General features: G+C 37.7%; 16 protein-coding genes. 7 read left to right on the forward strand and 9 right to left on the reverse strand.

Annotated elements, in window-relative coordinates:
• Position 1: 1 nt before the first annotated feature.
• Genes M899_RS16085 through M899_RS18095 form a run of 3 tightly spaced genes read right to left on the reverse strand, consistent with a single transcriptional unit; the run spans position 2 to position 3,959 of the window.
• The gene (locus M899_RS16085) at positions 2-856 is read right to left on the reverse strand and encodes a UbiA family prenyltransferase (RefSeq protein WP_021272561.1); all 855 of its coding nucleotides are present in this window, start codon (positions 854-856) and stop codon (positions 2-4) included.
• Complete coding sequence (locus tag M899_RS16090; RefSeq protein ID WP_021272560.1) at positions 856-3,219, reverse strand: AMP-binding protein; 2,364 nt, start codon at positions 3,217-3,219, stop codon at positions 856-858. The genes M899_RS16085 and M899_RS16090 overlap by 1 nt, the downstream gene beginning before the upstream one ends.
• Positions 3,216-3,959, reverse strand: a complete 744-nt coding sequence (locus M899_RS18095; protein ID WP_021272551.1) for a formyltransferase family protein — start codon at positions 3,957-3,959, stop codon at positions 3,216-3,218. The genes M899_RS16090 and M899_RS18095 overlap by 4 nt, the downstream gene beginning before the upstream one ends.
• Positions 3,960-4,090: 131 nt before the next feature.
• Here M899_RS18095 and M899_RS16100 point away from each other — a divergent pair, with 131 nt between their 5' ends.
• Genes M899_RS16100 through M899_RS16115 form a run of 4 tightly spaced genes read left to right on the forward strand, consistent with a single transcriptional unit; the run spans position 4,091 to position 9,206 of the window.
• A complete protein-coding gene (locus M899_RS16100) occupies positions 4,091-5,056 on the forward strand; it encodes a diacylglycerol/lipid kinase family protein (RefSeq protein WP_021272556.1) in 966 nt (321 codons plus the stop codon).
• A complete protein-coding gene (locus M899_RS16105) occupies positions 5,053-6,081 on the forward strand; it encodes an SDR family oxidoreductase (RefSeq protein ID WP_021272529.1) in 1,029 nt (342 codons plus the stop codon). The genes M899_RS16100 and M899_RS16105 overlap by 4 nt, the downstream gene beginning before the upstream one ends.
• Positions 6,074-8,119, forward strand: a complete 2,046-nt coding sequence (locus M899_RS18100; RefSeq protein ID WP_021272550.1) for a hypothetical protein — start codon at positions 6,074-6,076, stop codon at positions 8,117-8,119. The genes M899_RS16105 and M899_RS18100 overlap by 8 nt, the downstream gene beginning before the upstream one ends.
• On the forward strand, positions 8,112-9,206 hold the full coding sequence (locus M899_RS16115; RefSeq protein WP_021272572.1) for a DUF3419 family protein: 1,095 nt from the start codon (positions 8,112-8,114) through the stop codon (positions 9,204-9,206). The genes M899_RS18100 and M899_RS16115 overlap by 8 nt, the downstream gene beginning before the upstream one ends.
• A gap of 48 nt (positions 9,207-9,254) precedes the next feature.
• On the opposite strand, the gene M899_RS16120 is transcribed toward M899_RS16115, so the two are convergent.
• Both M899_RS16120 and M899_RS16125 read right to left on the reverse strand, forming a co-directional pair.
• The gene (locus M899_RS16120; RefSeq protein ID WP_021272532.1) at positions 9,255-11,612 is read right to left on the reverse strand and encodes a ribonucleoside-diphosphate reductase subunit alpha; all 2,358 of its coding nucleotides are present in this window, start codon (positions 11,610-11,612) and stop codon (positions 9,255-9,257) included.
• 3 nt (positions 11,613-11,615) lie between these two features.
• Positions 11,616-12,584, reverse strand: a complete 969-nt coding sequence (locus tag M899_RS16125; RefSeq protein ID WP_021272566.1) for a ribonucleotide-diphosphate reductase subunit beta — start codon at positions 12,582-12,584, stop codon at positions 11,616-11,618.
• Positions 12,585-13,082: 498 nt separating this feature from the next.
• On the opposite strand from M899_RS16125, the gene M899_RS16130 reads away from it, so the two are divergent.
• The gene (locus M899_RS16130; protein WP_021272558.1) at positions 13,083-13,478 is read left to right on the forward strand and encodes a response regulator; all 396 of its coding nucleotides are present in this window, start codon (positions 13,083-13,085) and stop codon (positions 13,476-13,478) included.
• An 11-nt stretch (positions 13,479-13,489) separates the two neighbouring features.
• On the opposite strand, the gene M899_RS16135 is transcribed toward M899_RS16130, so the two are convergent.
• Positions 13,490-14,452: a tyrosine-type recombinase/integrase gene (locus M899_RS16135; protein WP_021272568.1), complete on the reverse strand. Its 963-nt coding sequence runs from the start codon at positions 14,450-14,452 to the stop codon at positions 13,490-13,492.
• A gap of 80 nt (positions 14,453-14,532) precedes the next feature.
• Positions 14,533-15,588 (reverse strand): acyl-CoA desaturase, encoded by a 1,056-nt coding sequence (locus tag M899_RS16140; RefSeq protein WP_021272539.1) that lies wholly within the window; start codon positions 15,586-15,588, stop codon positions 14,533-14,535.
• 218 nt (positions 15,589-15,806) lie between these two features.
• Between M899_RS16140 and M899_RS16145 the strand changes: the two genes are divergently transcribed.
• Positions 15,807-16,235 (forward strand): hypothetical protein, encoded by a 429-nt coding sequence (locus M899_RS16145; RefSeq protein ID WP_034730015.1) that lies wholly within the window; start codon positions 15,807-15,809, stop codon positions 16,233-16,235.
• Between the two features lie 7 nt (positions 16,236-16,242).
• Positions 16,243-17,586 (forward strand): tetratricopeptide repeat protein, encoded by a 1,344-nt coding sequence (locus M899_RS16150; RefSeq protein ID WP_021272559.1) that lies wholly within the window; start codon positions 16,243-16,245, stop codon positions 17,584-17,586.
• Here M899_RS16150 and M899_RS16155 read toward each other — a convergent pair.
• Together M899_RS16155 and M899_RS16160 are read right to left on the reverse strand one after the other, a co-directional pair.
• A complete protein-coding gene (locus tag M899_RS16155) occupies positions 17,557-18,333 on the reverse strand; it encodes a tRNA threonylcarbamoyladenosine dehydratase (RefSeq protein ID WP_021272552.1) in 777 nt (258 codons plus the stop codon). The two genes, M899_RS16150 and M899_RS16155, sit on opposite strands and share 30 nt — an antisense overlap.
• A gap of 21 nt (positions 18,334-18,354) precedes the next feature.
• Positions 18,355-19,476 (reverse strand): succinylglutamate desuccinylase/aspartoacylase family protein, encoded by a 1,122-nt coding sequence (locus M899_RS16160; protein WP_021272564.1) that lies wholly within the window; start codon positions 19,474-19,476, stop codon positions 18,355-18,357.
• Positions 19,477-19,498 lie beyond the last annotated feature (22 nt).

Genomic DNA, 19,498 nt, shown 5'->3' on the forward strand with positions numbered 1-19,498 from the left:
CCTAGAAAGTAAGAGTTATATTTGTAATAAAAAATAAAATTATAAAAATTGAACTAATTGAGCGAAAAAGTTTTCCTGCCCAAATTTTATCTGTCATTAAGTAGGGAAGCATTAAAATGAATGAAGTTAAAACAACGCCAATCAATCTGTAAGATAGTTCATTGTTGTGAGCAAGTGTTACTAAATAGGTTGCGACCAAAATCTGACTAAACGTAAGAATGAAGGCCCCTGCTTTTCCAAAAATATTACTGTAGGTCTGAACCTTCTTCTCTTCAGAATTAGTAAATGTTTTGCGTCCAAATTCGAAAACGTTGAAACAAAAATAACAAGCAAGTGAACTTTGCCAGAAATTTAAAGGATTGTCTGTAAAGGCGCTAAAAGTTCTTAATGAGAGAAGGACAACTACAAATGTATGAGTTAGTGCATAAGTTGTAAGTTTGTTCTCTAAAAACTTTGAGATAAAAAACTCTTTATACATAAGCAGTGAATAGCTCCATGCCAAAAGGGTAAACATCTTGGTTGTTCCAGATTCATTCATTGTTAGTATGAATTCAAATACAAAAGTGGCCACAATGGCCATTCTCACATCTTTTAAAGTTAGTAGCCCTCTGGGAAGTGGGCGAGTAGGGTTATTTATAAGATCCGTTTGATAATCTTTAATTTCATCATAAAGTCTCAGTTTAAAGAAAAATGATAGACAAAAGAGTAGTCCCCATAAACTTTTTGGGTTTCCAAAAAGGCCGATTGCCCCACCCATTGCTAGATGATAGAGAACAAATAGGCCGATCATAACGATATGAATTGCAGGATCAAATCTCTCATTTGTAAATTGAATGAAGGCCCTCATTTTTCCCATTAAAGTATCTCTCTTAGTTTATTGTATTCAACTTTTGAGTGGTGACGTGGGTCCATTGGAATATTTTCTACACAAATAATCTTATCTACTGGAATGGCATTTTTATTCATCAGTCTCATGATTTCTTTGTGGGCCAACTCTTCATTATATTGATCCAAGTTCTTCTCGTTGATCGAATAAACACAATATGTGGCCTCACCTAGTTCACTATGTTCTACACCCAAATAGGCCGCATGTTTAACAAATGGTAGTCTTTTCAAAATCACTTCTGCTCTTACAGGAAAAAGGTATTCACCATCTCTTTGAATGGCATTATGGATGCGCCCTACAAGCCATAGGTTGCCATCATGATCCATTTTTCCCAGATCCCCAGTTCTGTGCCAAATAAGACCTTGATGGTCCTTGATTTTACTTTTCTTAAAGGCGTCTTCATTGTTGTAATAGCGCTCACACACGTGCTCACCTTGAACAATAATTTCACCAACTTCGCCCTGGGCCCTTTCCCATTGTGCCCATTGCTGATCACTATGTATTTCGATAGGTCCTTTTTCAATTTTGATGAATTTTACTTTTAATCCTTCGTCAAAATGACCAACATTGACCCCTTCTTCAACAAATTCTACATCTCGCTCAGAGCTTTCTTTTAACATGTCATTATCTGCAATATGGGCCATCGGTTCAACTTCAGTTGAACCATAAAGGACAAGCACTTGTGCAGAAGGTGCGGCCTTTTTCATATTTCTTACATCATCTTTTGAGACAGGTGCTCCTCCCGTAATAATTCTTCTGATATTTGGAAGAGTTAAATTGTTGTCATTACAAAATTTTGAAAGTCCATTCATTAAGGAAGGTGATAGGGTTGTACAAGATACATTTTGTGTCGATATTTGTGTGTAGAGAATCATGGCATCCATTGGATTTGGCACACCTACATCAATGGCCGGTAAAATAGTTGATACGCCAGCTGCTATATTGTTTAATGAGAAAATTGGAAATGCTGGAATGTCACAATCATTTGTCTCATAAGGGATATGGCGGTTGAGGGCATAGTGTTGTGAGGCCAAAAAGCGATGTGAGCGATCCGCCCCTTTTGGTGTTCCCGATGATCCGGTTGTAAATGTAATGAGTGCTGTATGCTCTTTTTCAACTGCCTCAATATCGGCCCACTCATTACTTGAAATCAGCTTTTCAAAACTAGTTGTGTATTCGTTATCAGTTTGTCCCACTGAAATTTTTGTTGCGATGGCATCAATCGCATTAACGCCTTTTAAGTATTGGAAGGCCTTTTCTATACTAATAATGGCCACGGGATCAACGACCTTTGCAGAAACATCGAGCTGATCTTTTCTGGCCCAGCTGTCTAGAAAGACTGCGATGGCCCCAATCTTTTGTAGCGCAAACATAGTCGTATACATCGGAAACGACATCGGAATAAAGACAATAACGCGATCACCTTTTTTTATCCCAAGTTTTTTTAGTCCACCGGCCACAATTCCAACGGCCTTATGAAGATCCATAAAAGATGCATGCTGATGTTCAAGTTTATCAGCTTCTTTGTGTGCAAATTTTAAAATGTTTTCATAAGGAACCCAAGAAAGAACATTTTTGTCTGGCATTTTTTTGATATGCTCTTCTAGGAATGAGCAGACGTTATTCATCTTATGCTCACCTGGATAATAACCTTTTTTTGGTGCTTCTAATGCGCCATGAATAAAAGATACGCAGGCCTGTGTGGCAGTCCAAGGCAGGGCGTGTCCCATTCCTTCAAGTTTTAATTCATCTGTTAGAACGATTTTTTCTTTTAGTCTTTCAATTTGCTTAGTTGGCATAATTGATTGATCAGCATCACCATAGATGAGATAAATTTTTATTTTATGTTTGTTTAAATTTTTTAATTCTTTTTCAATCTCTTCTAAAGAGACTTGCTTTTCATTGATACTATTAATTAACAGATCGACATCGAGGTAGTTTTTTGAACATTCTCTGTAGCTTTGGGGAACGTCCTGTGGCGAAGCTGTCTTTAAGAGCATATCTTCAATACTTTTATTCATTGCTTTACTAATTAGTGCGCGACCAACTACTGGCATGTTGATTAATGCGAGTTTTAAAGCTGACTCTTTTCTTGGGAAAATATAGGGAGCGATTAATATGAGGGCCTGTGTATTTTCAGGGTTTCGGTTTGCTCTTTTAATGGCGCTCAAGCATCCGAACGAATATCCAAGTTCAACTGTTTGTGTAAGAGATGGCGTTATGTCGTTCTTAGTATTAAATGTTACCTTTGCTTTGAGTTTATCTTTTAACAAGGAAAAGTCATGAGGATGACCAGGGGAGCCGTGGTGGATATTGACTGTAATTTCGCTCATAGTTTTATTTTCCTTTTAATTTTTGTTATTTGTTTTAAAGTTGGTGTTTTGTAATAAATGATATTTTCACTGGTGTTAGTTGTGCCATATAGTTCGCGCTTATTTGAAATGATATCAATGACTCTTTCACAGCAATTTGCTTCTAGCTCCATGCTCTTTTTTTGATACTCAATAAAAGAATGAATTTCATTTTTCTTAGAGACAATCTGTTGTTGGAGAATTCTTCCATCATCAAGTTTTGGCGTCATTTCATGGATGGTAAATCCTGCATCTTTATTTTGGTACAAAGACTGTAGATCACACAATGTTCCCCTTTGATCGGGAAGAAGACCATGATGAATATTTATGCACCCAATAGTAGGGGCCTTCAAAATGGCCTTTTTGTAAATGTAGCGCGTTCTTGAATTGATGATGAGATCAATGCTTTGGTTTTTTACGAAATTTATAAATTCATCGCAATTCACCGTCTTAAATTCATGAAATGAAGCATTGTAACCAATCGCCAACTTTTCTCTTTGTTGGTGATAGTGCCTATTTAAGAGTTGGTTTTTGATTAGATTGGCCCCTGTTTTTCTTGCGCCCGCAAGCATGAGTGCCAGTCCTTTTAGGACATGTTCGTTGGTACTATTATCTAAGACTATGAGGTAGTGAATCTTGCCTGATGCCAAGAGGAGTTCAATAAATTTTGAATAATTGTTCTCTATAAAGGTCACTTTACTCGTAATGAGGGCCGTTTTCATATAATTCCTTTGCCTTATTGTAGCTTCTGGCCGCTTTATTTTTAACCATACAGTAAATTTTATAGGGAGCTGTATCATCTAATTACAGGTTCTTATACAATGGGCCAACACACAGAAACTTGGATACCACCATGCAAGAAATTAGTATTTATATAAATGCAAAGTCGAGCACTTCGGATCGTTTTGATTGGCAAAAAGGCCTTGAAGAAGTTCTTTTTCGCTCTCAGCTCAATTTTAGAAGTCCCACCACGATTGCTGAATTAGAAGAAGGTCTAGAAAGTGATGCCAAAAGAGGTGTTGATTCTATTATCTCCATTGGTGGTGATGGCACAGTTAATACTATGATTCAAAAACTTGCGGGTACTAATTTAAATCTTTACGTTGCCCCAGGGGGAACGGCCAATGACCTTGCAAGCGAGCTTAATTCAAAGCGAGTAATGAAAGATCTTTCACATGTTGTTCGCGCCAAAAATACAAAAAAAATGGATCTCATCAATATTAATGGCCGCTATATGGCCACCAATGGTGGTATTGGTTTTGCGGCCAACGTTGCTGAAAAAATAAATGATCTAAGAAAGAAATTTCCGGCCTTTAAAAGACTTATGGGAGTTACGGGAAGGGCGATTTATCCCTTCATGGCCGCGAGCGAGTTTTTAAGTATTAATTATAAAATTTATGAATTTTATATTGAAAGTGAACAGTTCACAGGCAAAGTGAGATCCCCCCTTATTATGGTGAATAACCAGAAAACAATCGGGCAAACATTTGAAGTGGCACCACAGACTAAAAATGATGATGGAAGCTTTAACGTGACTATTCTCACGCATAATAATAGAGCAAAACTTGCCAATTGTATGATTCGCCTTGCCAGCGGAGCTGATCCGGCCCTTGATCCAAATATTATTACTTTTGAAACGAAGAAAATGTCTATTACAAACCTAACTGATGAAAAACTATCTTTCTTTGGTGACGGTGAGGTTTTTGATAACCTACAAAATACTTCTCACTTTGAAATTAGTGTCCTTGAAAAAGGTCTTAATGTTTTTTATAACGATCTCGATCCCTATGCACAAGGGATGGAGGTTCATCTTTCATGAGAGACTTCCTCTTAACTGGTGCAAGCGGCCATATTGGTGAATCTGTTCTTAATCATCTTCATCTTGTAGATGATATTCGTCTTCATTGTCCCTTACGTCCAAATACATTTGATCGTCTATCTGAGAAGCTAAAAAGCAAATATCCGAGTGTTGAATTCTTTGCCTGTGAGCTTTCAGATATTGAATTAATCGAATATATGGAACAGAAATCTTTTGAAGGTATTATCCATATTGCTGGTCTATATGATTTAGATGCAAATAATGGAGATCTTTATTTGAGTAATGTTGTGGCGTCAATGGGTTTAGTGAATGTTTGTAATCGGCTAAAAATATCTCGCTTCTTACATATTAGTACTGTTGCCGTGGCCGGTAGTATTAAGTCTGAATTAAAAGAATCTCCGCTTAAAAATAAAGACAAATTCTACAATGAATATGAACGAACAAAATATATGGCGGAGGATTTTATTGTTAATTCTCTCCATCCTGATTGTTCACTAACAGTCATGAGACCGGGGATTGTTCTTGGTAGTAGTGATGCTTCAGTTCAAATTAAATTAGACGGTCCATATTTTGTTATTAATTACATTAATCAGTTCAAGAATATTTTAAAAAAATTATTCTTTCTTTATTTTCCCTATAATCCCATTAGTGTGATGCCTTTTTGTAATGTCGACATGGTTACTCAGGCGATCTGTTCATGGATTGTTGAAAAGAAAGAGTATGAAAAATATTATAATATTGTTTTTAACAACAACCCTAATGTTGAAATTTTTCTGAAAGAAGTTCTTGCTGCTTTTGATATTCGTTTAAAACTTATACCAACTAGAAAGATTACACTTTTAAAAAAAGTTTTACCCTATGTGAATATACCAGCAAATCTTTATGATTATCTATTCTATGGACCGACCATTTCTAATGAATTATTTCAACGAGATTTTTCAAAGGTTGCGACCAATTATGAAGATTACTTCGATTCTTTTATTAGTAATTATAAAGCACAAAACAAAGGCCTAGCAGGTGAGTAAAACAATTAAGCACCTTGTCTCTGTCTCTTTTGGGATGGAAGACTATAATTATGATAAAATTGTAGAATTTGGAGGTGAAAAATTTCGTATCACTCAATATTCAACCAATTTTAATCTCGATTCAACTCTAGCTCTTATAAAAAAATATGACGGTAATTGTGATGCTTTTTGTATTTCAGGCATACCTTCGCAAATTACTTATGGAAAAAATAAGTATTTTACTCACCCTCAAAGTTCAAAAGTAAAGGCCAGTGCATTTGAAACTCCAATATTTGATGGACAGGCCCTTAAAGATATTTATATCCCTTATGTTTTAAGAAAAGATATTGTGGCCCGCTCTAATTTTTATCAGGGTCAAAGCTTCGCACTCTATTCAGGTGCCCTGTCGCGCAGAGAGGCCGAAGTCCTATCTGAGTCGGGAGTTTCTTTTACTTTGGCCGATATGTATTTCTTCTTAAAAATACCCAAACTATTAAAGTCACTTTCTTCATTAAATCTTCTTATTGGTTCACTTGTTCCTTTTATGAAGAAAAAAACTCTAAGAAGAAGCCGATTATCATTATTTAGTACAAACACTCCTAATATGAGTGAGTTTTTTAATAATGACGTTTTTGTCGGTACGGAAGCTTCATTTAACTATATCGATCTCACACACCTAAAAGGGAAATCTGTTGTTCTTGACATGGTAACTCCGCAGATTACTCGAAAATTTCAGGCAGCTGGTGTTGCAGATGTTTCTTCCCTCCTAGATCCAAGCATTGGTCTTGATGGCCTAAACTTTTCCATAATTGAGGCCCTAATTTACCTGCAGTCAAAGCAAAGTGAGCTTAGAGAAAAGGATATTTTAAGTTGGATTGAATCTCAAAATACTAAAGTTCACGCCATTGAACTCTCGCCAAAAAGTGTCGATGACAAATCGCGATTCGCGTTTATTATTCATCCTCTTTCTGGTGAATATTTACTGAAGCATCCACTTCTTAGAAAACTTCCTCGCAGTAAGTTTATGACGAAAATGGCCGAAGATGCTTTTTCTTATATGCCTGGTTTTTACTATGGAAGTATTAAAAATATCACTAGTAAAAAAAATGGTAAAACTGTAGAGGGTCTTGTTTACGCTGTGACTGAGACGCCTAAAAAATTAATGCAAAAAAATCCAGAGAGCGTTTATAAAAAACTTGTCTCTCTATCATATGATGCCAAAAACCATGGCGCTTCGATAATAGGTCTAGGAGCTTATACAAAGATTGTTGGTGATGCAGGGGTTACTGTAAACAATAGAAGTCCAATACCTGTGACGACTGGTAATTCATTGTCGGCCTGCTCGACTTTGTGGGCAGCAAAATATGCGATTGATAAACTTGGTTTTGTTCCTAAGGAAGATGGCCGTTATCAAGGTCGTGCCATGGTCGTTGGTGCCACTGGTAGTATTGGGGCCGTGAGTGCGAAAGTATTGTGTAAGAATTGGAAAGAAATTATTTTGGTTGCCCCAAGGGCCCATAAACTTCTTGAACTTAAAGAAGAAATTTTAAAGCTTTTTCCGGCAATGGAAATTCGTATCGGTACTAATCCTGATGAGTTTTCTCATGAAACGGATCTCATTATTACAACGACCAGTGGTCAAGGGGAGAAAATTTTAGACATCTCTCAAGTTAAGGCCGGTGCCGTAATATGTGATGTCTCTCGCCCTTTTGATATTAGCAAAGAAGAGGCCTTAACCAGACCAGATGTTATGGTTGTGGCCTCGGGTGAAGTTCTTTTGCCTGGTGAAGTTGAAATGAAAATTGATATTGGCCTTGAGGGTGATATGGTTTATGCCTGTCTTGCTGAAACGGCACTATTGGCCCTAGAGGGCCGCTATGAATCTTTCACACTTTCGCGAAGAATCGATTATAATAAAGTTATTGAAATAGATCGCATGGCGCGTGAACATGGTGTTCGTTTGGCCACGATTATGGGTCATAATGGTGTGTTAACGGACGAAGAATTTGATTTGTGTCGTGAGCATGCGCTAGTAAAAAGGGAGTCTACTTGTGACTAAAAAGTATTTTAGCGAGCTAAATTACAGTCTAGGTAATGAAGATACACGCCTTGAAGTGGCCATGGTGAAAAAACTTTCGCCTAAAAATATTTTCGCAATTGCTGGATGTGGGTCCCGCGCTTTACCATTGGTTTTAGATGGCGTTAAAAGACTCGTTTGTGCAGATGTCTCACAAAATCAGCTCTACATCACAGAACTTCGTCGTGAGACCATTCGCCATTTTACTTTTCAAGATTTTCTTTTATTTTGGGGTTTTCCCCCTTATGGCTCATATGATTATTCTCACAAAAGACGTGAGCTTTTCTATACCTTGAGTCTGTCAGATGAGGCCAACGTCTATTTTTTAGAATTATTCAAAGATAATGGCTGGAAGTCGATCCTTTACTTAGGTAAGTGGGAGAAGACGTTTAAGGTTCTCGCAAAAATTAATCGTTCAATTTTAGGTAAAAATTATGATCGCATTTTCAATTTTTATCATATTGGTGATCAGGCCCGATATTATGAGAATGATTTTCCATTTAAGAAATGGCAAATGGTGCTCTTTGTTTTAGGTAATAAAGCGATGTTTAATGCTCTTTTATATAAGGGAGACTTTATTAAAAAGAACGTTTCCGAGAGCTACCTTGATTATTATCAAAATGCTTTTGAACACCTTATGACTGAACAGCTGGCCCGCGAAAGTTATTTCATGCATCTTTGTTTTTTCGGTGAAATCTCTCATGCTGATGGTAATCCTGTCGAGGCCACTGAGGAAAACTTTAATACTGTTAAAAAGAATCTCGCAGAGGCAAAAGTCGATTTAGTGGCCACAGATATGGTGAGTGCCATTAAAAATGAAGGGCCTTTTGACTTTTTGTCTTTATCTGATGTTCCAAGTTATTTTGCAGGGGATCTCGAGAAGAATTTTCTCCAAGATATAAGGCCAGGTTTGGCCCCTGGGGCCGTTTTAGTGATTCGCTCATACCTTCGTATACCTGAGGCCGATGAATCGGGCTTTGTGGATATTACGCCTCAGTTTGGACCTGAGATATTCGATGAAAAGGTTCAAATGTATAAAGTTAAAGTTTTAAAATTTACTGGTGAATAAAAAAAGGCCTCCCAATGGGAGGCCTTATTATTTGCATAGCTTTTTGAATTATGATCCACACATCTCGCATGACTCTGGATTATCCAGTGAACATACAAGTGCTGCCATATTTTCTTCTACAGTCTTTTTCTTGTTTTCAACTGTGAACTTAACAGCGTTAACAGCAGCGCGTGATCTCAGGTAGTACATACCTGTCTTTAGACCAGCTTTCCAAGAATAGAAGTGCATAGAAGAAAGCTTACCAAAGTTAGGGTCTTGCATGTGAACGTTTAATGATTGTCCTTGGTCGATGAATGGTGCACGACCTGCTGACATGTCAATTACAGCTCTTTGCTTAATTTCCCAAACAGTTTTATATAGCTCTTTTAGATCCTCAGGAATTGCTTGAATACTTTGAATTGAACCATTGTTTGCAATGATTTCAGTTCTGATTTCTTCATTCCATAGACCAGCTTCAATTAAATCTCTTACTAGGTATTTGTTAACAACGGCAAACTCACCAGAAAGAACACGTCTAACATAAATATTAGAAGTGATCGGCTCAAAACACTCGTTGTTTCCAAGAATTTGAGAAGTTGATGCTGTTGGCATTGGAGCAACAAGTAGAGAGTTTCTTACTCCGTGCTCAAGTACTTCGCTTCTTAGTGCTTCCCAGTTCCAACGACCACTTTGTGGTTTTACACCCCAAAGATCAAATTGGAATTGACCTTGAGAAATTGGAGAACCTTGGAAAGTCTCGTAAGCACCATCTTTGATCGCCATATCTTTTGAAGCTGTTACCGCTGCAAAGTAGATTGTTTCAAAGATGTCGTTATTTAGTGTAAGGGCCGCTTCAGACTCGAATGGAAGTCTCATCATAAAGAATGTATCAGCAAGACCTTGAACACCAAGACCAATTGGTCTGTGTCTCATATTTGAGTTACGGGCTTCAATTACTGGGTAGTAGTTGATGTCGATAACTCTGTTAAGGTTTTGAGTCATTCTGTAAACGATATTGTATAGACCCTCGAAATCGTAAACAGGCTTTCCTTCTTCAATTTTAACAAATTTGTTAAGAGCAACTGAAGCAAGGTTACAAACTGCAACTTCATCTGGTGAAGTATATTCCATGATTTCTGTACAAAGGTTAGATGACTTAATCGTACCAAGATTTTTTTGGTTTGATTTTTCGTTAACTGAATCTTTGTAAAGCATGTATGGGTAACCAGTTTCAATTTGTGATTCAAGAACAGCAAACCATAGGTCTTGAGCACGAACTGTCTTTTTACCTTTTCCTTCTTTTTCATAACGAGTGTATAGAGCATCAAATTCAGCCCCATAACAGTCTGATAGACCTGGACACTCGTGAGGACACATAAGAGTCCATGGACCATCTTCTTCAACACGCTTCATGAATAGGTCTGGAATCCAAAGACCGTAAGAAAGATCTCTTGCTCTTTGCTCTTCCGCACCTGTGTTTTTTCTTAGTTCTAAGAAATCATGAATATCTGCGTGCCATGGCTCAAGGTAAATCGCAAATGAACCTTTACGCTTACCACCACCTTGGTCTACATATCTAGCAGTGTCGTTGAATACTTTAAGCATTGGAACAATACCGTTACTTGTTCCGTTAGTTCCTTTGATGAAAGAACCTTTTGCTCTAATATTGTGGATAGACACCCCAATACCACCGGCCGATTGAGAAATAAGCGCCGTTTGCTTTAGAGTATCGTAAATACCTTCAATAGAGTCACCTTTCATTGTCAGAAGGAAACAGCTTGAAAGTTGTGGCTTGTTTGTTCCAGAGTTAAATAGTGTCGGAGTTGCGTGAGTAAAAAGCTTCTTCGACATACCTGTGTAAGTTTCAAGGGCCGCATCAAGATCATTCATGTGCATACCAACAGAAACTCTCATTAGCATTTGACCTGGTCTTTCAACAATTTTACCGTCCATTTTTAGGAGGTATGATTTCTCAAGTGTTTTGAAACCGAAGTAATCGTAGCTAAAATCTCTTTTATCAACAATTGCTTTATCAAGTCTTTCTGCGTTTGCCATAACTGTTTCGTAAAGTTCTTTAGAAACTAGGGGAGCGTGCTCACCGTTAGCTGGGTTTACGAAGCTGTACATAGCTTTAATATTTTCAGAGAAGCATCCCTTTGTTTCTTTGTGTAGGTTAGAAACAGCTATTCTACCAGCAAGGATAGAGTAGTCTGGGTGCTTCGTCGAAAGATAGGCCGCAGTCTCAGCAGCAAGCTTATCTAGCTCTTGAGTTGTGATTCCGTCGTAGATTCCTTCGATTACTTTTTGAGTAATAAGAGTCGGGTCTACAAAATTTCTGTCTAATTTGAATGATAGAGCTTCAATTCTATCAGTAATTTTATCAAATTTGATTGGCTCTCTTTCACCACTTCTTGTTATAACGTACATTTTTTAGAACTCCGCATCTAATGTAAAAGTTTGTTGTTGTTTGTCCCCAAGAACACCTGGTCTTTGGTACTCAGATACTCTTTTTTCGAAGAAGTTTGTTTTTCCTTCTAAAGAGATAAGCTCCATCCAATCAAATGGATTCGCAGTACCGTAAACTTTCTTACAACCAAGTCTTTCTAGCCAGTAGTCGGCCACAAACTCAATGTACTTGGCCATCATGTCAGCGTTCATACCAATAAGTGATACTGGTAGGGCCTCAGTGATGAATTCTTTTTCAATTTCTACGGCCTCAGTAAGAATCTGAGTGATTGTTTCTTTAGTTGCTTGTTCTTCTTCTGATAGAAGTGAGTGGATCAAACAAGCGAATTCGCAGTGAAGACCTTCGTCTCTCGAAATAAATTCGTTAGAAGTACAAAGACCTGGCATTAGTCCACGTTTTTTCAACCAATAGATAGAACAGAAAGAACCTGAGAAGAAGATACCTTCTACTGCTGCAAAACCTACAAGTCTTTCTGCAAATTTGTTTTTAGAACCAATCCATTTCATGGCCCATTTTGCTTTCTTAGAAACACAGTCAAAGTGTTCTACGGCGTGGAAGAGTTTGTCTTTTTGAACCGCGTCTTTAACATAAGTGTCAATTAGAAGTGAGTATGTTTCTGAGTGGATATTTTCCATGGCTATTTGGAAACCATAGAAGCATCTCGCCTCAGGAATTTGAACGTCGTTGTAAAAACGAAGAGCAAGGTTTTCATTCACGATACCGTCACTCGCTGCAAAGAATGCTAGAACGTGAGTAATGAAATGCTTCTCGTTGTCGTTAAGCTTTTCCCAGTCTGCAAGATCTGGAATCAGGTCGATTTCTTCTGCTGTCCAGAATACTGCCATGTGTTTTTTGTACATTTCCCAGATTGATTGGTATTTAATTGGGAAAAGAACAAAGCGGTCTTCATTTGGAGCTAAAATTGGATCCACAATGCCTCCTTACGTGTGTCTCTAATGTCTGTGTATCTCATTAATTTTGTCGTGTGTGTAGTTGACTGAAAGAGTTGGTTGCTGTTGTGTTTTTTCGCAATCTTAATTTTTTCTAGTCATAGGAAAAGAGTAGCAGGAGATCACAATTTTTCAACGATAAAAGTCTGAGAAATTGTATGTGCATAGGGTTAAGTTAAAAATAAATTTTTATTTTTCCCTTTACATGCTCTAAACCCCTGTATTTATCGGTATTGCAAGCATTATTATTTTTTTATTAGCACTGTAAAAATTTTTTAAAATTTCCTTACTTTGTTCAATATTTAGGCGTTTTCGGTGCGTCTAGCGCATTGTGTTTATACAATATGTAGAGGTGGCGCAAGGTGTAAGGGCACTAGATATTGTGTTGTCCAAGTTTTGAAGGGCCCAATTTGAAGAAAATTAAACCCTGCGAAATAAAAACCGATGAGACAATTAACCAAAACCTGAAGGATGAAGTTAATGGAAAGGCCAGACTTAATTATCGTTGATGATGACAAATTTATGGGCAAAGTTTTTAGTTCAATGCTCAAAGATCACAAGTTAAATTATACTTTTTTCAGTGATCCAGAACTGGCCCTCGCCGCTATTTTAGAGCATAGACCAAAGTGTGTTCTCATTGATTTCAATATGCCTGTTCTAAACGGTCAAGACTTAATCGTTAAACTTAGTGAAAATCATATTTTTCAACATTCTTCCATTTATCTCATCACAGCTGATTCCCTTACACAAATGGATAAGGTGCGAATGATGACTCTTGGTTTTGAAAAGATTATTGATAAGAATTCATTACAAAAAGATACTTTTTTGGATGCTCTTAGCGAAGTTTTAGGCGAAGTTGAGAAGAAGGCCTCTTAGTTTTTGAGGCCCTAAAAATCCAGTTTATGCACTGGAGAGTCGGATAATTTCTTTCTTCTTTTGTCGTATTCTTGAGTTGTTTTAACAGAGGAGTGGTTTACTTCTCTGGCAACGGTATAAATATCCACACCGAGTTCAAGTAATTCTCCGATGAAAGTCGCTCGACAAGAATGGGGGCTTACTTTGAAAAAGATGCCAATCTTCTTAGCGTAATATTGCAAGATTTCGTTGATGGTCTTTGGATTAAGAGGCCTATTAAGGTTTTCTGGGTTGCTAGGGTTCTTAGTTGGTTGAAACAACCAGTCATTGTCTTCTAACTTTCTACCAACATTTTCCATCCACGAAAAATAGCTTTCTAGCGCCTCTATTGCACTTGGGTGTAGTAGCTTTTGTCCTAGCTTTCCACCTTTACCTTTGAATTCAAGAATTGTATTGGGGCCGATACGCTTATAGTTTTTAAACTTTAAGTTTAACACTTCACTCTTTCTTAGACCTGTCGTAAAAAAGGTAAGAAGAAGTGCTCGATGCATAGGGCCTGCGTGTTTGTTTTGATCGATTGAACCAAGCAGTTCTCGAACTTGATCCCCTGTGAGAGCATTGGTCGGTGTGATCACTTCTGTGCGAGGTCTTTTTACACTGGTGGCAGGATTAAATTCACTTTGTCCGCGCTCCACAAGATAATGAAAGTAGCTTGAAATACTCGCTAGCTTTCGACCAATAGTTTTTGGTGCACAAGCACTGCCATCGCGACCACCGGCCTCGGTTAAATAGTTTCTGTACTTAATAATATGGATGCGTTCAATTTTTTTATAATCAGAAATCTTAAAATAAAAATTAATCCATGACAAAAATTGTTCAATATCTCTCATGTAATTTGAACGGGTGTGCTCGGAAGTGAAGTTTTCAAAAAACTCTTCGAAGAGAATAAAATCGTGCTCTTTTTCTTTTGCTTGTTTTGTATGTACCTGGGCCATACTAAAATTTTACATGGGAAAAACACAAGGGCAAAACACATGGGGGGACGGTAAAAATATCCCCCTTTGTGAATGATTATTTAGGCCGGACTTAGGTTTCTAAAGTGATCTAGCAGATAAGAGTACTGTTGGCACAATTGTCCAAGAGTGTCGCTATCGCCTAGGCGACGAGAGCGCTTTTGTTCCATTAAGTTAGTGCGTAGTTGCTCAAAAATTGTCACAAGTCTATCGTTTAGGCCGCCATTTTCACTGCTCACAAGTTTTTTCTCCATTTGCACTTGTAGCTTGGCCAACTCTATATCTTCTACGGCAGTAATCTTTAAATTTTTGGCCAGACCAAGCTTACTCAGTGTCCATATGATCCATTTGCTTGGATCAAAGTGAAACCACTTGATACCATTTCGGTAGTCTGTTTGAAATGTGTGGTGGAAATTGTGGTAACCCTCTCCGTATGTGAATATGGCCATGATCCAACTATCTTTGGCCGTGTGCTCACTAGAATAAGTCACACTACCAACCATGTGACAAAGAGAGTTGATGAAAAATGTTGCATGGTGAACAAAAACTACTCTAAATAATCCTGCGAGTACAAAACCCTGAAGAAAACTTCCGAAGGCCATACCGATTAACCCTGGAAGAAAAAGTCCCATGAATGCGCATAGGGGTAGGTAGTATTTGTGCTGCCACATAACAAGCTTGTCATTGACCAAATCCTTTGGAAATTGATTCATGTACTTTTCTTTTTCTTTTAAAAGTACCCAACCAATGTGAGCGTAAAAAAAGCCTTCTCCAATATTGTACGGGTCTTCTTCTGTATCAACATTTGTGTGGTGGCGACGGTGGTCTGTGGCCCACTTCAAGCAAGAATTTTGAAAAGTTGCTGCTCCGAAAAGAAGAAAAAAAAGCTTAACACTCCAATGGGCCTTGTACGCCCTATGGGCAAATAATCGGTGATAGCCAGCTGTAATTGAAAATCCAGTCGCAAAGTAAAAGAAAATCAGTAAAGCATACTGAGGCATACTCACTGTTTGAGTTAAGAAGATGTAAGTCGTCAGTGTAATGGCCAAAATTGGTGTCACAATAAGGAACACTGTATTGGTCAAGTTTAAGTTTTTAAGCTGATAGCGCGTATTCATTGACACTCCCTTAGTCTGAATCACTTCTTCTTCATGGTAGCAAGCTGTGATGGCTTCGTTTGTAAAAGAATTGTAAAAGGGGGGGCAAATGTCTGAATTTAATAGAATAATCATTCAGTAAAGAATTTTAATGTTTGTTTGAGTTAATCTTACGCATAAAAACGACGAAATGGTGGTTAAAATCATTTAGGAACATAATAATTATAATAATTTAACCTATGAACAAAAAAAACATAATCCTCATCTCTAAAGAACAAACAAAAGACTACGTGGTCTTTCATAACCAAACAAGTAAGCAAGATTGCTTTGAGTACGATCGTATGCAATTTACTTCCTTAGACGACTGGGGCTTTAGTCTTCTTTGTACTAAAGGCAAGTGTGCAGTTGGGCATGCTCTTGATTTTTTCGTTTTTGATAGTGATTCATCATTAAAGAAAATGGGAAAAATGCCAAAGAATCACGATCTATTGAAGGCCGACTTGGATTTTCTTGCAAAAGTTGTGGCCGTAGAATCTGTTGATGATGAAATGGTCGAAATATCTTTTGAACTTCTCGATTGTAAAAAAGAAAAATGGGATGCCTTCTTAAAAAAATATAACTGGAAACAAGACAAAATCAATTACGTCTTTGATAAATTCCGTATCTGAGGATTGTATGGATCAAAAGCTTATTGAACTTATTAAGACATATGTGAAAGGGAAGAAATTTTTAGTGGTCGACAACACTAATGTTGGTAAGGCCTCTATTAAAAAAATGCTTCAACAAACGGCCGTGAGCAAAAAGAATATTCTTACGGCATCCAACTTTGATGAGGCACAAGAACTTATTAAGCACCACAGACCTGAGTGGATTTTTTCTTGTTATATGTGTTCTAATGAATCGTACGAGGGTATTTTGGACCTACATATGAAGGTTCGTCCTGAGAGATTAAATGCTGGCTTTATACTTCTTTCAGAAAATGATTCTTTGGAAATTGCTGTTAGAGTTGCGCAAAGTGAAGTCGATAAGCTGATTCTCATTCCGTTCACTGTGACTAATTTACAGCAAGAGTTTATTAAAGTCATGATCCCAAAGGCAACGCCAACTCCATATCAAGTTCATGTGGAGCTTGCGAAGCAATTCTTTTTAACTGATCCAGATAAGGCCTATAACTATCTTCAAAAGGCCAAGGCCCTCGATCCAAAGCCTGCGGCCGCGTTTTATTATGAAGGGATGATGTATTTAAAAGATAAATCGCTTGATAAGGCCCGAGCAAGCTTTGAACATGCTCTCAAATATCAGCCACTTCATTTTCAGACGTTAAGTGAGTTGTTTCAAATACTCGTTGTGCAAAAAGACAATCAAAAGGCCTACCGTATAGCTCGTTGTATGTTGGATAACTATCCTGTAAATCCAGAGCTTATTCCAAAGCTTAGTTGGCTATCTGTTGCCTGTGCAGAATACGATGATGTTTTTGAATATCACGATGCTTATAAAAAAGTTAGAAACCCTGACAAGGAAATGAAAAACTATATTGCGGCCTCGCTCGCTATTTTTGGAAAGAAGGTTATTCAAGATAAATTTCGTCATCAAAAAGAGACGAGTACAGAGCTTTATTCGAAGGCCTTACAAGTTATTGACATGGCCAGTGCTATTTGTGAAGATCGACCTTTAATCTTTGCTGCACTTGTAGAGGCACTTAATGAAGCAGGTGAGGCCGATAAGGTAGATAAAGTTTTAAGCCGTGCGCTTGAGCAATTTCCAGAATCTCGAGAGTTGAAAATATTAGACATTATTACTTCAGATCTTAAAGCTCCTGCAGGAGAGAGTTTAAAAAGAGCAATGGATACGATTGGAACTGGATTGAAGGCACCAGAGCTTTACCATATCGTTTTAAACCGAGCGATCGAAATGAAAATGAATAAATCTAAGTTACAAGAACATTTTGAAAATGCTTGTCGCGATTTTCCCGATAAGAAAGGTGAATTTTCAGAAATTGTCGCGAGTTATCTCGTCTAAGATATAACTTGCGGCAAACATCCCAAAGCTCGCTGTGATAAAGCTTGCAGTTCCAAATCCTGTCTGGCAATCAAGTCTTGTGTCCGTTGCACTCATTGGTTTATGACAAGTTTCTCCATCTGCACTAGGGTACACTGCTCTTTCGAAAGAGTAGACACAGGGAATGTGAAATTTGCGATTTCTTGGAAAGTTGTGTTCGGTTCTAAGTCTTTTTCTTACGCGCGCAAGTAATTTGTCGTTGTAAGAATCACTGAGATCATCAATTTTAATTTTCGTGGGATCTTTTCTACCACCTGCTCCACCACAAACAAATAGGGGAAGCTTTCTCTTACGACACTCTACTATCAGATGAATTTTTGCTTCAAATGAATCGATGGCATCGACAATATAGTCATACTTTGTCTCAAGAATTTTATCGGCATTCTTCTCACTGTAGAAGGCCTGAATTTCATGGACAGTGCATTCTGGATTAATAGAATGAATACGCTTTTTCATGATCTCTGTTTTCATGTGACCTACAGTTTCAGAAAGTGCATGAATCTGTCGGTTGATATTGCTCGTGCATAAATCATCGAGATCAATTAGAGTTATTTCGTTAACTCCACTTCGCGCTAAGGCCTCGGCCACCCATGAGCCAACGCCACCGATACCAATAATGGCAACGTGGGATTTTTTAATCTTGTCCATGGCCATAGTTCCATAGAGTCGTTTTAGGCCAGAAAAGCGGTAGTCGTAAGAAGTATCCATGATGCCTTAGTTAACACTTATTCAATCTATTTTCCAGTAATTTTCCATGACTTGATAAAGCTCCATACCGTCGCGAATATTGCTAGATGTGTTGTGGTTGATAACTAAACAATCCTTATAAGCTTTATAGGGTGTCACAAGATTATCTAGATCATTGAAATTCAGAATCTCAAAAAGGGTTGTGTCTTTTTTTACAAGTTCTCCCACTTTCTTTGTGTAGTTTACAAGTCCACCTCTTGGGGCATAGTAGGTTTTGTAATCTTTTAGATGACAATAGTACTGATCGCCAACGGTTGGTGTAGAAAATGGATTTTTTGTTAATACTTTTTTGTAGACTAAATATTGGCAAATTTTTGAGGCCTCAATTTTAGCTCTTTCCAGATCTATTAATTCTTCACCCTCAAGTTCTACTGTATAAGAGCTGAAGGGGATCTTGTAATCAATTTCATGTTCTTTGAGGGCCTTTTGCAAATGTACCCAAGGCATAAATGTCGCTTCATCCATCGCTGTGCCAAATTCATTTGGGATGATGAGCATATGGTTGAATCCTAGGTGTTTTGATTCTTCTTCAAGAAAGGCGGGGACATAAAGGTAGTTTGTCGCAATTGGTCCCGTATGCAGATCGAGTACGATATCGGCGTCGCTGGCCAATTCCTGCAGATTTAAAAAGTGAATTGAATTTTCATTAGGACCATATGAACTGAGCGATTGTTTCATGGCCTGTATTTTTTCTTTGAGAAGCTTTTTTAATTTTTTTGATGTTGTAGCATCGTCTTTATGTTCTTTTGCTAAAGTGTTAAGGGCCTCTTCATTTTTTAAAACATCTTTATACATGCGATTCCAATTGTCGCCTGTAATGGGATTAAAGCGCCCATAAGTCCATGTTCCCACCTTTTGATTTGAGCCAAGGGGGTTGGCCTGAGGAACGAGAACGATTTCACCTTGGATCAAAGAAAGGTTGTTTCTTAGGGCCTCAATGAGATGGTAAATCACAGCATTTCCTTGAACTTCGGCCCCGTGGACATTGGCCTGAATATAAACTTTTTTAGAGTTATCTTCGCATATTCCTTGCAGCTTTATTATTTTCAAAGAAAAATTATCGCCAGAACCAAGTTCATTTGTAATGAGTTTTTCCATTTTCATAATACACCCCTTGATCATCTAT

The sequence above is a fragment of the Bacteriovorax sp. BSW11_IV genome, assembly GCF_000447755.1.
GTDB lineage: Bacteria > Bdellovibrionota > Bacteriovoracia > Bacteriovoracales > Bacteriovoracaceae > BSW11-IV.

Bases quoted from the DNA above. Each gene is read 5' to 3' on its own strand.
- M899_RS16085 (WP_021272561.1), bottom strand. From the start codon at position 856: ATGGGAAAAATGAGGGCCTTCATTCAATTTACAAATGAGAGATTTGAT.
- M899_RS16090 (WP_021272560.1), bottom strand. From the start codon at position 3,219: ATGAGCGAAATTACAGTCAATATCCACCACGGCTCCCCTGGTCATCCT.
- M899_RS18095 (WP_021272551.1), bottom strand. From the start codon at position 3,959: ATGAAAACGGCCCTCATTACGAGTAAAGTGACCTTTATAGAGAACAAT.
- M899_RS16100 (WP_021272556.1), top strand. From the start codon at position 4,091: ATGCAAGAAATTAGTATTTATATAAATGCAAAGTCGAGCACTTCGGAT.
- M899_RS16105 (WP_021272529.1), top strand. From the start codon at position 5,053: ATGAGAGACTTCCTCTTAACTGGTGCAAGCGGCCATATTGGTGAATCT.
- M899_RS16120 (WP_021272532.1), bottom strand. From the start codon at position 11,612: ATGTACGTTATAACAAGAAGTGGTGAAAGAGAGCCAATCAAATTTGAT.
- M899_RS16130 (WP_021272558.1), top strand. From the start codon at position 13,083: ATGGAAAGGCCAGACTTAATTATCGTTGATGATGACAAATTTATGGGC.
- M899_RS16135 (WP_021272568.1), bottom strand. From the start codon at position 14,452: ATGGCCCAGGTACATACAAAACAAGCAAAAGAAAAAGAGCACGATTTT.
- M899_RS16140 (WP_021272539.1), bottom strand. From the start codon at position 15,588: ATGAATACGCGCTATCAGCTTAAAAACTTAAACTTGACCAATACAGTG.
- M899_RS16145 (WP_034730015.1), top strand. From the start codon at position 15,807: ATGAACAAAAAAAACATAATCCTCATCTCTAAAGAACAAACAAAAGAC.
- M899_RS16150 (WP_021272559.1), top strand. From the start codon at position 16,243: ATGGATCAAAAGCTTATTGAACTTATTAAGACATATGTGAAAGGGAAG.
- M899_RS16155 (WP_021272552.1), bottom strand. From the start codon at position 18,333: ATGGATACTTCTTACGACTACCGCTTTTCTGGCCTAAAACGACTCTAT.
- M899_RS16160 (WP_021272564.1), bottom strand. From the start codon at position 19,476: ATGAAAATGGAAAAACTCATTACAAATGAACTTGGTTCTGGCGATAAT.